Here is a 13,429-nt window from a genome sequence, read left to right on the forward strand (position 1 = left end):
GCTTTCAATAATTTTATTTAATACTCCAACTTATTTTAATCTTCTTAAATTTTATGATAATGTGATTATTATAGAAAATTATAACATATTCATCCTTATTTTCCCATTTTTTTGTAATTATCCACTTTGAATTTTTGTCGTAAAAAATAAATCTAACGCTAGAAATTTTTCTAAGTTAGATTTATTGAACTGTATTTCTAATTATAATCTTAAAATTAAAGGTTAAGAGCTTGAGCTAATTTATTCTTAAGATTCTTTTCTTCTCTATTTCCTCCCTGATATTTAAATACTTGGCTAGAACACTATCTGGACTTATGATTGTCATATATTCAAGGTTGTTACCTCTTTAATTCACAGGTATATATCGACATAAAACGTTTTTGGCACATTACAATTATTCTTTTTTATATACAAAAAAACTACCTTTTTGCGGATAGCTTTTTGTGAATTTTAGCAGTAAAATTAAAATTTTCAAATCTTAATTTTTAATATTTCTTCCCTGCTAAGTTTTGAATATTTAATTATTTTCTCTATTGGTTCGTTATCTTTTAACATTTCTTTCGCTATTTCTAAAGCTTTTTCTTCCTTACCTTCTTCTCGACCTTCCTCAATCTTCTCTCTATCTCTTTCCAATAAAGTCATAAATTCCACCTCCACTGAAATATCATTTTTAACTTCTTGCACCCTTTTATGTATGGTTTTCACAAGATTCCCTTTAGCACCGTGCACTGTATCATCTGTTGAATCTTCTACATAAGCAAGGAATTCTAGCAGCTCTTCACTTAAATCATTCATAATTCCTCTGGTGTTTAACACTATTTTCTGCGCTTCATCATTTAATATTATTTCATTATCTTCTAAGCATACACTTTGAAAAGTATACTTGTGACGACCTTTATTAAACAAATCAAATGTGCAGATAAATATAATATAGCTTTTTGCAAGTTTTCTATAATCTTCACCTTTACTTATTAAATCTAAGTCTATACTTCCTTGATAATATCTTAATCTTTTAGGTAAATTTTTATGCTTTCCTCTTTGCATTTCAACATTGTAGATTGTGCTATTTTCATCTTTAACATAAACATCAAGCCTGATTCCTTTACTTTCAAGCAATAAATCTATTGTTTTCTGCTCTTCAACCATTTCTACTTTTTCTATTTCAATTTCTAAAATCTTTTCTAATAACTCCCTACAAATTTCTTTATCGCTCATAACTTTCGCAAATAAAAAATCATCTTCAAGATTTAATTCCCTTAAAGTTTTATTCATCTTAGTATCCTTACCTTACTTTTTCATCTTTTGTTCTGATTATTAACAACATTATAGCTGATTAAACAACGGTTTTCAATAGTTCTATAGCTCTCAAAAAATTATTGTTATTATGCCTTTTAAAAAATTCCATGATAAATATTACAGACTTATTCAATTCATAGTTCTATCTATTATCTTCTAAGATTCTTTAATCGACTAACCAATAAAATTATTCAAATATAGACATAATACACCAAATTACTTATAATAAAAATGCACAGGAATAGGAGGAAACTTATGTCTCACTTTAATCATATTATACATAATAATATAAACAATTATATTAACACTCTCACTACTGTTTAAACATTGATTAAAATTTCCATTGACAAATTGTACATGGTTACAATTTCATATGTAACCATAAATTTATACATGAAAATAGCCAGTAACCTTTGATTTAATGTAATTACCACAAAAACAATAAACCTAAAGGAGTTTACTGACTACGTGGTTGATTATATCAAATTATTCGATAAAATTATAGGCTTTATTAATTGGGATACTTTAAAACATACAGCATTTAAGTTAAATACTGATAATAAAGTTTCAAAATTTTTCACTAAAGATCATCTAAAATTGATGATTTACCATCATATCTCTCAAAAAGATAGTTTAAGAGATTTAAGCTTTGGTATATCTATGTCTAACAAATTAAAAGAAACCGTAGCAAGCGTTAGCTTGAGTACTTTATCATACCATAATAATAAAAGAAATTATGAAGTGTTTTACCAGTTTTAAACGAACTCATTAATAAAGTTTTAAGTATGGGTTCCGTGAATGAGTCCTTAAAGCGCTTTGGTTCAATTAAACTAATAGATTCTACTACCATAAGTATGAGCTTAAATCTTTACCAATGAGCATTATTTAGATCTACCAAAGCCGGAGTAAAGATTCATACAAGATTTGATTTGAATAAAGGTATTCCTGATGCATTTGTTGTTACAAATGCTGTCGAACATGATAAAACTGCTATGGATTCCTTAATTGATAGTAAACATTGTATCTATGTATTTGATAAGGGTTATTTAGATTATGAAAAGTTTGATCAATACACTAAAGACGAAAAATATTTTGTAACTAGATTAAAACATAATGCGGTAGTTACGGAAATCAAGGACTTAAAAATAAGTCATAGTTATGAACGCCTTTTAGATGTAGGAACTAAAATAATCTGTGACAAAATAGTAAAGCTTGGATCTAAATATACTTATCAAACAAAACAAGAATACCGACTTATAAAAATTGTAGATAAAACAGGTAAAGAGCTTACATTTATAACTAATATTGATGATCTTCTTAGTGAAGAAATTGCATTTCTGTACAAAAAACGTTGGGAAATAGAACTTTTTTTCAAGTGGATAAAACAAAACCTAAAATTTAAAACTTTTGTAGGACGATCATTAAATGCAGTGATGATACAGATAATCACTGGGATTATGACCTTCGCTATATTTAAACTTATAGAACCATTGATTGAAACGAAAACTACATTAATTGAAATTAAAAGAGCTATAAAAGCTAATCTCTTCGAGATTTACGATGCTGATCAATTTAGTTGGCCTCATATTTTCAATAGTTCCTAATTTGAAAATGAAAATATAGCATTAATAAGAAAAAATATCCACAAAAAATTCTGTTTTTATATTTAATTTTACTGGATATATATTCCACATGGCATATTACATAATTTTTAGAAGTAAATGGTAGGCCATAAGTACCTCGTGCCAATTTTAAATTTTTGAGATAATTAATCAAAGCTTTAGAAAACTACAAGTTTTTCAAAGTAACTAAACTAGTTTTTTGGAGGTACCAATGGATAAAACAACTCATAAAATGCGATTAATGCATTGGACATCTATTATAATCGAATGCCGTAGTAGCGGAAAGGGTGTTAGATGTTGGTGTAATGAAAACAATATTAATGAAAAACAATTTTACTATTAGCAGCGCAGTGTTAGAGGACAAGTATTCGAGACACTAAAAAAAACCGAATCTCAGAAACAAACAAATTTTGTTCAACTCCCAGTACCTATTGAATCTTCAATAACTACTCCTTCCTTTAAGTCTGACATTATTATACACGTCGGAAATAACGTGCTAGAAATTTCTAACACTGTTTCGGAAGATTTACTTTCTATGGTTTTTAAGGTGATGTCGAATGTTAAATAATGCATCTGATTTTGAAAAAATCTACATTGCCTGCGGCTACAGCGATTTGAGAAGAGGCATCGACGGCTTTGCCATCATGGTACAACGAGAGTTCAAAATCGATCCATTTACTACTGGAATTCTATTTTTATTTTGTGGAAGGAAGACAGATCGTATAAAAGGACTTTTGTGGGAAGGAGATGGATTTCTTCTTTTATATAAGCGGCTTGAAACTGGAAAGTTTCAATGGCCGCGTAATGAAGCTGAAGTAAAAGCTATTTCACCGCAGCAATATAAATGGTTGATGGAAGGTCTTTCTATTGATCAAAAGAAAGCTATTAAATCTATCGCTCCTGCAAGAATTTTATAGTTAATTTATCCACAATAAAGGCTTTATTTGCAATGCTTTTCCACAGTTTTTATAAATTGTATTTTTTCTATTGCATATAGCTTTTTTATATGGTATTGTGTCCATATGGATAAGATATATACAGAAGCCGAATTAGAAAAACTTAATAAGGAAGATATGATTTCCATTTTTATAACTATGCAAAAACTTGTAGAAAATCTTTCTTTGACTTGTGCTGAACAAAAAGTTCAACTAGAACAAGTAAATCAAAATATGAACTTGATTTTAGAACAACTACGTATTTCAAAAAATAAGCAATTTGGTCGTTCTTCAGAAAAGATAGTTTATGATGGTCAGTTAAAATTGGAATTGTGTTTCGATGAAGCAGAAGCAACTATTGTTAATAAGTATGTTGTAGAACCTTATATGGAGGAAGTCTGCCCAAAACCATACAAAACCATACAAACGCAAAAGAATGAAAGGTCAACGCGAGGAAGATTTGAAGGATATTCCGATTGTAGTGATTAATCATGAATTATCTGATGAGGAGCTTAATAAACGTCTAGGTGATAAATGGAAACGCCTTCCGGATGAAGTTTATAAAAGACTTGCTTTTCACCCAGCCAAATTTGAAGTGGAGGAACATCATGTTGCAGTTTATGCTGGAAATGATAATGAAACTATTATCCGCGGCCATCGCCCAGCTGATCTATTAAGATGTAGCATTCTTACACCTTCATTTGGAGCTGCTATTATGAACAGCAAATATGTAAATGCAATCCCATTATATCGTCTTGAGCAGGAATTTTTAAGAAATGATGTAGTTATTAGAAGACAGGTAATGGCTAATTGGGTAATTCGGTGTGGAGAAAGATATCTTTCGCTAATTTATGATCGACTTCATAAAGAGCTATACAAATGCAAGGTATTGCAAGCTGATGAAACTCCCGTTTGCGTAAGCAAAGATGGGCGGTCTGCTGGTGCCAAAAGTTACATGTGAGTTTATCGTACAGGTAAAATGCATGAAGGCTCTGCGATTGTACTTTATGAATATCAGAAGACACGTAATTCCAGTCATCCGCGTGAATTCTTAAAAAATTATTCTGGAATAGTCGTTACAGATGGATATCAGGTTTATCATAGTTTAGAGAAAGAATTTGAAGATCTTAGAATTGCAGGATGCTGGAGTCACGCTAGGCGACGTTTTGCAAATGTTGTAAAGGCTCTTGGTAAAGAAAATGGCAAAGGAACTCTTGCAAATGATGCATTGAAACAAATAGTCGCTATTTATAAAGTAGAAGGCTTATTAGGTGAGCTCTCATCAGAGGAGCGTCAAAAGCAAAGGCAATTGACTGTAAAACCTCTGGTTGAGGCTTTCTTCACATGGGTAAAAGAACATCAGAATACTGTTCTTCCAAAATCCGAAACCGGAAAATGCTTTACTTATTGTCTCAATCAGGAAAAGTATCTTAAAGTATTTCTTGAAGCTGGAAATGTTCCAGCCGACAATAACGCAGCTGAAGGAAGTATTCGAGGCTTCTGCATCGGAAAACGTAATTGGCATCTTATTGACACTGTTGATGGTGCTAAGACTAGTGCTATTATTTATAGCATTGCAGAAACAGCCAAAGCAAATAATTTGAAACCTTATAATTATTTTGAATTGCTTCTTACAGAAATTCCAAAACATATGGAAGATACTAATCTAGATTTCCTTGAGGACCTTCTTCCGTGGTCAGAAAAACTTCCAATTGAGTGTAAAAAAACAAAATAGATATTTTTTAAGCCGCCATGAATGGCGGCTTTATTTATATAGGTACGCATGATTTACCGTGTACTTTAAAGAAATTATAATTAGCAAAATACTCAATTTAGAAAATATTTCATGCAATCTAAAAAGGAGCTATCGCTAACGGACTTTAATCCGCTAATGCGACAACCCCTTCTCTTTAAAATATTCTACTATTTTATATAATGCTTGCATTGTCAGTCACACTTTAAAACCTTCCACCTTACTAACTTATAATAACTAAAAATATCTAAAAAAGTTTCTAGATGCTTTTAGCTATTAACATTATGTTTATTATACTTGAAATTTTATAATTAATCTTCCACTTCTTCATTTGCATCAACTAAACATTTTACAAATTCCTTATATGGATTATCCTTTTCATCAGGTTTTATTAATAATTCCATATATTTATCAATCAATTTCTCATATGCATGTCTAATTTCATCAGAATGCAATTTCTTTTTGCTGCTTACATAATCTACTAAACAGTTAAAATAATCAGTATTCACCACTTCTTTTTTAAACATACTCTTGTCAAATGAGAGATCCTTCTTAATTGAATCAATTACTTTATCATAATGTTCATCTTTAAATGGTAGCTTAATAATATATTTTAGTCTATAATCTTCAAATTTTTCTATTACCAGATTTTTAAAGTTTTCTAATCCAATCATTTCTCTTTCTTTTTCTTTTGATATTTTCACAAATAAATCTATTAAATATATTTCATCATACATTGGTAAAACTTGATTTTCAGATATTATGAAAGGAGCAAATTCATATAAATTGTAGAATTCATTATTTAATTTTACTATTTTCGAAGCTATGAGTGAATGTGAAATAAGTGAATCTCCATCAAACGTTATACCATTCAAATATTTTTTTACTTCCAATATATTATCAGCAACATCTTTGATATTTATTTTTTCTACTTTTTTATCATCTATTTTATCTAAAAAATCCCTAAATGAATTAGTAACATAATATCTATCCTTTACTGCTTCAATAATCTTATATTTTGCTTTAAATATTTCATCAATTGTTGTATTTAGTTCTATGTGTCCTGGATTATCAAAATTATGACGATAAAATTTCTCAACAAACGAAAATTTCCACAATTTATTTCTATACGTCTCTATAAATTTATCTGTATTAATTCCAAAGAACTTAAATAGCTGATATAGAATTGTTAAATTATACTCTTCTAACTCTATTCTTTTTTCTATTAAATTATTATTAATAGCTTGAAATACATTGATTAAAGTGTGCCTTACTACTTTTGAAAATTCTGTCCTGTAGTTTTCTTTTATAGCATTTCTACTAATTTCTAAAATACTGTCAGCTTTATTATCAAATAAATTTAAAGAAAATTTAAAATACTTCATTTCTTGACGATCAAACATATATTTTGAATCACTGTACAACTCGCATACAAAAACATTCTTATAATACAATTCACATAATTCTCCACTTTTAATGGTGAATTTAAACAATTCTCCTTCTTCCCGATTTTCAATTTCAGGTAATACGAATGCAATTTTGCATAATGATTTGTTTTCTCGCTCAAAATATTCAAATACTAATTTTTCCTGTGAGTTTATCGTCGTAATTTGTAGTTCTCCATTTTCTAAAAAACATCCTAAACTATTATCTGAAAATAGGCTTTTATTTGAAGGTATGTCTTCTTTTTGATTAAATTTATCTATTTTATGTATATTTACATAAAAGTAGTTTTTTATATCGAAGGATGAATCATTTTCACCTAATTCACCTATAAATTGGTTATTTTTAGCTTTACTTAAAATAAGCTCCATAATAAAATCTTTTTTATCCTTAAGTTTAAAACTTAATTCATCAGTTTGAAAATCACTTGCTTCAATCTTTGCTTCATCAATATGAATTTTTACAGTAGTTCCTCTTTCATGTCTATTATTAGGTTCTACTGTTATATAACCTGTATTATTGTTTACATTTTCAAATATTATTTTCTTCCCAGGTTCATCATGAGATTTAGTTATCATTTCAAATTTATCTGAAATAAGAAATATAGATTGTAATCCTAATCCGAATTGTCCTGATGGTTTTAGCCATCCCGGCATTGATTCTATTATATCCCTATCATTTCTTTTATCTTTTTTTGTACCTATATTTGCAATACTTTTTAGTGCAATATTACTGATGCCTGTTCCCTTATCTGACACCTCTATAGTTACTTTGTCCTCCTCATCAAAGTATACTGATACCTCAATTGGATATTCGTTGAATCTTTTTGCTTCTTCTGTTAATTTTTCTTGATATTTTTCATCTACTCTTAAGTTTTCCCAAAAATCAATTATTGCTTCTGTTTTTAAATCACGCTTTCCAATTTCATTGTATTTTTCGCATTTCAAAGTTTCCCTACATATTTTATCACGCTCATTTACCTCTTCAAGCTTCTTTTTTTTCTTTTTAATATCAATATCTTTCCATAATTGAATTAGGGAACTATCCATTGCATTTTGTATAACTTCTCTAATGCATACAAATTTATCTTTGTAAATATTAGCTCCTTGTAATAATTCTAATGCTTTACTTTGATCTATTGTAAATTTTAAATCGGCATATTCATTAAATAAATCGCTTCCTTTTATCAACAATTTTTTGTATGCAATTTTAGGAGGGTTTCCAAAATCATTTGGTGCTATACAACTCCATTTTAGAGTTAAATAATCTATGGTTTCATCTATCCAATGAACCCAATCTCTAGCTACTCTATGAACTTCCATAGAGGGACTATCCATTTCTATTTCTATACCATTGGGCTTTATTAAAAAGTGTTTAAGTGCTCTATGTTTTTCAAGATGTAATTTTGATTCATTAGCCATTGTAGATGCAGCTTCTAATCCATACTTACTAAACCTATTAGTGTCCATATCTAGTAAGTCTCCTAAACAAAGCATTCCTGCAACAAATCTAGGATGAACATAATCTTGAAACAATCCATTTTCTTCATAATGTAAATTTTCAATATTTTTAATATCTTCTTGGTGAGCTATACATACTTTTTTTAGCAATTCTATTATTCTAGGATTTATTAAAGAATATTTTTCATCTAAAAATTCCCCAATATAATCTGCACTTCTCGCAGCATGTCCTTTTCTATAATGTTCTTCTATAATTAATTGGACATCTCTAAATATGTCTAAGGCCTTCCCCTGTATTGGTTTTAGATTATTATTTTCTTTTTCAAAAGTCAGAATTCTCTCTGCTGCTTTTTTAAGTTCTGTATTATTTCCTTCAATTAATTCCTTCAATTCCCCTTTAAATTTTTGCTCTTCAAATGTGTTAACAATGTCATTATATTTTAACGCCATACCTACATCATGTGAATAGAACGCCATTAATAATAACCATACGTCTGTCGGAGATAACTTTCTTATTCTATCTTCTCCTAGAAATCGTTCTATATTATTGCATATTTCTTTAGAATGTGTAGCATTATGTAAACTGAAATGTTGAAAATAGCTGGATACAGTTTCAAGTTTATTACAAAGCTCTTCCTTTATGACCATCCAATTACTATATAATTTACTTCCTTCTCTTTCACTGACTTCCTTTAAATATGATTCTAATGTAATACTCATGTTACCCCCATGTACATATTGATTTGTTTACTTTACAAAATTTTTTATGCATTTTCATTTACAGCATTATCTTGATTGGTTTTATTATCAAATTTATTATTTATCCATTGTTGTCTTTCATTGCAGATAATACTTTCAATTTTCTGCGCAAAGTTACATTCTCTATTTTTATCATTATAAGGTTCACACTTACAGTTAAATAACATACATTCTGTTTTTATAGACTCCACATGTTTTCTATATCTAAACCAAGTATCTTTCATAGTAAATAAAGTCATAAAACTTGTTAGTATAGTTGCTATACTGGAAATAATAGATACAGTTATATCTTTACCAGTAAATCCAATATTCTCAATTCCAATTTCATTTATTATTGGAATCGATGCATTTATTAAAATTAAAACAGCACTAATTCCATAAAATAGCCTTTTATAGGATGCTGCTTTGCGTATATACCAATCTAATATATGTTCAACTCGTCCCTTTAATGCTTCATTCTCTATTCCGACAACATAAATAGGTATTGACTTTAATTCTTTCTTAGTGCTGTTTCGTCCTACTTTTACCATTTCTGATTTATCCCTTCGCTTTATCATTTTAACTCTCCAAATGTAATATATAAAATTACGCACAAACATAAATATAATTGCTCGTTAATGGAATCTTACCTATATCATTATTTAAAACTTGTTTTTCTTCTTTTTCTGTATTAAATGCAATTTCCTTTCTGCCTCTTTTTGAATTACCATCAATTTAAAATTATTTATTTGTATTTTCCTTCTACTATTAGCTTTTCTAACTTTTTTCTCTTCAATATCTGTTGCAGCTTCTTTAACTGCTAGTTTTTCTTCTATTTCCTTATTGCTTTTATTTAATTCCGTATCAATTATTCCTGAATTTACTTTATCTTCTTTATTATCCTCTTCTTTTAGTAAATCTATATAATCTGAAATTAAAGCTTTGTATGTTTCTATAACTCTAGTTTTATAATCTTCATTTTCTTCTCTGAACGTAGCATTTTTAGATACCCAATCTACTAATTCATCGAAATTATGATCCTTTTTTATAAGCTCTATTACTTTCTCTATCTCATAATTAAAAAATTTTATTAATTGATCACAATTCTCTTTAAATGGAGAAATAACATACAGATTTTTTTTTAGACTCGAATATAAGGATAAGTTCTCTATATTTTTGTCACATATAATATTTTTATATAAGAGAACACATTCATCACTATCAGCATCATAACAAACGTAGTCTAATTTTTGCCTAACTTTAATATCTTTATTTAATAACATTTTCAATCTTTCGTTAAATTCCTCCTTGTTTTTAAGGCAATTAACAAAAACTTCAGTATTTAAAATTGTTATTGATTGTTTTCTCTTTTTTAGCCTTAGCATATTAATTGTTCTTGAATTATATTCCCCCCTTAAATTTTTTATTTGCCAAAAATTACAAGATGTATATTTTCTAAATATACCATAAAATCTACCTATGTTTTCTATAAATTTATCTTTTCCCACATACACTTTAAACTCTTTTATCTTTTCTTTCATATCATCTGTGATATTATTATTGTCAAATTCTAATATATATTTACTTTCTAAGAGATCTCCAAACGTATAATTTGCTCCATTACAGATAGATATATTATTTCCCCATTCCTTCATAAAGCTCTCGTCTTTAAATAAAAAACGGTTAAATGCTAATCGCAATTTCAATAATTGTGCACTAGTCGAAATATCCTCACCAATTCCGTTATAAATAGATTTAACATGTGTTTTGTCGCGCTTATCAAAATCTTTATATAAGTATTTTAACGCACCTGGAATCATAATTTCTTCTACTCTTTTTATATATTTCCTGCATATATCTTCTTTTAATTCATCTCTTGATACATCTAATATTTCCTTCGCTTTTCCTTTTTTAATATCAATTATTATATCAAATAATTCTTGATTATCAATTGTTAGTGAATTATTGCACTTAATCTCTTTAAATAGTATTTTAGGAGGCCTAACCCCACTACTATAAGCTCCTATATCATTATTACTTACTATAACGTTGACTATGGTTTCATAAACATTATCTTGTATTTCTATACTCCATTTATTAACAGTTACATTCTCCCCTATAATATTTTCATTATATTGGTCAAGAAATATATAGTACTTTAACCCATCTGGATCTACATATGGTCCATACTTATTTATATTTTTAATTTTTTTACTATTTATTATTTGTTTTTCATCTTTTATTAAGTTTGAACTTATATTAAATATGGTAATATTCTCAACAATCTCTTTTATTTGCTCTCTTAAAACTTCTTCTATTCTTTTTTTCTTATAATCAGGATCAAAGTAATCATAATTATTAAAATAATTTCTGCTTTGTTTTTTCATTAATACTTCAAATCTCGATTCATTTATTCTCAAAGTAATCTTAGTACCTATACTACAAATTTTTTCATCTTTTTTTACTGTTATATATCCATTTTTTCTCCTTGAAACAAAACTTATATTATATCCAACTTCATTATCTGACTTTGTTTCAATTTTCATTTCATCAGTTATTAAAAAAACAGAATGTAATCCAATCCCAAAACTCCCTGTTGGCTGTAACCATCCTGGCATTGACTCTATAAAATCTTGCAACTCATCATCTTGTTCCCAACTGCCTCCGGCATTCTCTATTCTTTGTAGATCCTTTAAACTCATACCACAACCTTTATCTTCAATGGTAAATTTATATATATTTTCTCCTTTATTATCTTTAGATTGTTCATATTCTACATTAATTTTTATTGGATAAAAATCTTTTAAATTTGGTGGTAGCTCTCTTGGAAAACTAAAGTCGTAATCACTTAAATTTTTTTCTTTAAATTCATCACCTATTAAAGCTCCTACATCATCATAGTGCTTATTTTTAATATCCCTCCATATTTTAATTTTAGTAGCATCCATTGCATTTTGTAAAAGTTCCCTTATAAAAACTAACTCATCATTATATATTCCATTTCCCTCAATCAATTCAAAAGCTCTCACTGGATCAATATTAAACCTTAAATTAAGCTGCTCTGTTATATCTTCTGCTCCCTTTATACTTAATTTAATATCCCCTAAGCTTGGTGGACCACCTTGAAAGTCTTTTGGTACAATATCACTCCATTTACTGCTTAAATTTTTCAGCTCATCACTAAGCCAATCAAACCAAGCCCTTGTTTCTCTATATACATTATCATCTTCACATATTGCTGAAACTTCAATTCTTTCTGGTGATACTAAAAAATGAGTAATTGACCTATGTTTCTTTTTATGCACTTTTGAACTTTCAGGTGATGGTGATGTTTTTTCAAAAACTTCATTAAATCTACCATTGTCCAAATCTAATAAATCTCCAAGTCTTATTAAACATGCTATAAATCTTGGATGTATTTTATCAACGCCTATGCCATTTTGAATATGTTCTAAGTTAGCTAATACATCATCAAATTCTCTTCCATGAGCTGTTGCTACCTTTCCAACTATATTCATTATTCTCTCTGGAATAAATTTATTTGCATTTATACTTGCTGCTATTTTTTCTGATTGCTTAAGCCATAATTCACTTCTCGACCCATGACCCTTTCTAAAATATTCAGCAGTAATTAAAATTACTGCATCTCGAACTTCCACAGGCCAATCTCTATTTTTTTCATTAAATTCAGTATATTTATCTTGAATTTCTAATAGATAATTTGCTGCTTTTGTTATATCTTCATCAAATCCATCGGTTGCAATTCTCTTTAAAAAACGCTTAAAACTTGTTTTTTTCCATTCTTCTCTTAATATTTCCGTAGGAATAATCATTCCCAAATCATGTGAAAATGCACTTTCTAATATTAAAAATGTATCTGTTGGACTTAAACTTTTAATTCTTTCTATGCCCAGAAGCATTTCAATTTTATTTATTATACTCAATGAATGACTTGCTTCATGTCTACTATAATGGGGAAAATTTACTGGAATTGCTGATAATGAATTTGTATACACATCTTTATCAGTTGTCCATGCAGCATATAAATGTTTATATTTCTCATTATTTTTACATTTAATTTCCAAGTGCTCTTCTAATGAATATTCTTTTATATTTATATTATCTTTATCTGTGAAACACATTTTTACATCCCTACCCATTTCATATATTTATAATTAATTC

General features: G+C 28.3%; 10 protein-coding genes and 1 pseudogene. 7 read left to right on the forward strand and 4 right to left on the reverse strand.

Going from position 1 to position 13,429, the window contains the following annotated elements; genetic code table 11:
• Positions 1-471: 471 nt before the first annotated feature.
• A complete protein-coding gene (locus CDLVIII_RS18620; RefSeq protein ID WP_009171020.1) occupies positions 472-1,272 on the reverse strand; it encodes an Rpn family recombination-promoting nuclease/putative transposase in 801 nt (266 codons plus the stop codon).
• A 492-nt stretch (positions 1,273-1,764) separates the two neighbouring features.
• Here CDLVIII_RS18620 and CDLVIII_RS32165 point away from each other — a divergent pair, with 492 nt between their 5' ends.
• From CDLVIII_RS32165 to CDLVIII_RS32760, 7 genes and pseudogenes are all read left to right on the forward strand, one after another.
• On the forward strand, positions 1,765-2,055 hold the full coding sequence (locus tag CDLVIII_RS32165) for a DUF4372 domain-containing protein (protein WP_242835756.1): 291 nt from the start codon (positions 1,765-1,767) through the stop codon (positions 2,053-2,055).
• Between the two features lie 170 nt (positions 2,056-2,225).
• The gene (locus CDLVIII_RS32170; protein ID WP_242835757.1) at positions 2,226-2,900 is read left to right on the forward strand and encodes an IS4 family transposase; all 675 of its coding nucleotides are present in this window, start codon (positions 2,226-2,228) and stop codon (positions 2,898-2,900) included.
• Positions 2,901-3,129: 229 nt separating this feature from the next.
• Positions 3,130-3,261: a hypothetical protein gene (locus CDLVIII_RS32610; RefSeq protein WP_278245859.1), complete on the forward strand. Its 132-nt coding sequence runs from the start codon at positions 3,130-3,132 to the stop codon at positions 3,259-3,261.
• 214 nt (positions 3,262-3,475) lie between these two features.
• Entirely contained in the window at positions 3,476-3,835 is a 360-nt protein-coding gene (gene tnpB / locus CDLVIII_RS18630; protein WP_009171021.1) for an IS66 family insertion sequence element accessory protein TnpB, read from the forward strand.
• Between the two features lie 105 nt (positions 3,836-3,940).
• A complete protein-coding gene (locus CDLVIII_RS32750; protein ID WP_035301843.1) occupies positions 3,941-4,342 on the forward strand; it encodes a hypothetical protein in 402 nt (133 codons plus the stop codon).
• A gap of 226 nt (positions 4,343-4,568) precedes the next feature.
• A pseudogene (locus tag CDLVIII_RS32755) lies at positions 4,569-5,432 on the forward strand (IS66 family transposase); the annotation flags it as partial.
• 45 nt (positions 5,433-5,477) lie between these two features.
• Positions 5,478-5,588: a hypothetical protein gene (locus CDLVIII_RS32760; RefSeq protein WP_347462527.1), complete on the forward strand. Its 111-nt coding sequence runs from the start codon at positions 5,478-5,480 to the stop codon at positions 5,586-5,588.
• Between the two features lie 329 nt (positions 5,589-5,917).
• On the opposite strand, the gene CDLVIII_RS18645 is transcribed toward CDLVIII_RS32760, so the two are convergent.
• From CDLVIII_RS18645 to CDLVIII_RS18655, 3 genes are all read right to left on the reverse strand, one after another.
• Positions 5,918-9,229, reverse strand: coding sequence for an ATP-binding protein (locus tag CDLVIII_RS18645; RefSeq protein ID WP_009171022.1), 3,312 nt, complete (start codon positions 9,227-9,229; stop codon positions 5,918-5,920).
• Between the two features lie 44 nt (positions 9,230-9,273).
• A complete protein-coding gene (locus CDLVIII_RS18650; protein WP_009171023.1) occupies positions 9,274-9,825 on the reverse strand; it encodes a DUF4231 domain-containing protein in 552 nt (183 codons plus the stop codon).
• 84 nt (positions 9,826-9,909) lie between these two features.
• On the reverse strand, positions 9,910-13,389 hold the full coding sequence (locus tag CDLVIII_RS18655) for an ATP-binding protein (protein WP_009171024.1): 3,480 nt from the start codon (positions 13,387-13,389) through the stop codon (positions 9,910-9,912).
• Positions 13,390-13,429 lie beyond the last annotated feature (40 nt).

The sequence above is a fragment of the Clostridium sp. DL-VIII genome (genome assembly GCF_000230835.1).
Taxonomy (GTDB): domain Bacteria; phylum Bacillota; class Clostridia; order Clostridiales; family Clostridiaceae; genus Clostridium.

Excerpts from the sequence above, each read along its gene's own strand:
- CDLVIII_RS18620 (WP_009171020.1), bottom strand. The coding sequence starts at position 1,272 with ATGAATAAAACTTTAAGGGAATTAAATCTTGAAGATGATTTTTTATTT.
- CDLVIII_RS32610 (WP_278245859.1), top strand. The coding sequence starts at position 3,130 with ATGGATAAAACAACTCATAAAATGCGATTAATGCATTGGACATCTATT.
- tnpB (WP_009171021.1), top strand. The coding sequence starts at position 3,476 with ATGTTAAATAATGCATCTGATTTTGAAAAAATCTACATTGCCTGCGGC.
- CDLVIII_RS32750 (WP_035301843.1), top strand. The coding sequence starts at position 3,941 with ATGGATAAGATATATACAGAAGCCGAATTAGAAAAACTTAATAAGGAA.
- CDLVIII_RS18645 (WP_009171022.1), bottom strand. The coding sequence starts at position 9,229 with ATGAGTATTACATTAGAATCATATTTAAAGGAAGTCAGTGAAAGAGAA.
- CDLVIII_RS18650 (WP_009171023.1), bottom strand. The coding sequence starts at position 9,825 with ATGATAAAGCGAAGGGATAAATCAGAAATGGTAAAAGTAGGACGAAAC.
- CDLVIII_RS18655 (WP_009171024.1), bottom strand. The coding sequence starts at position 13,389 with ATGTGTTTCACAGATAAAGATAATATAAATATAAAAGAATATTCATTA.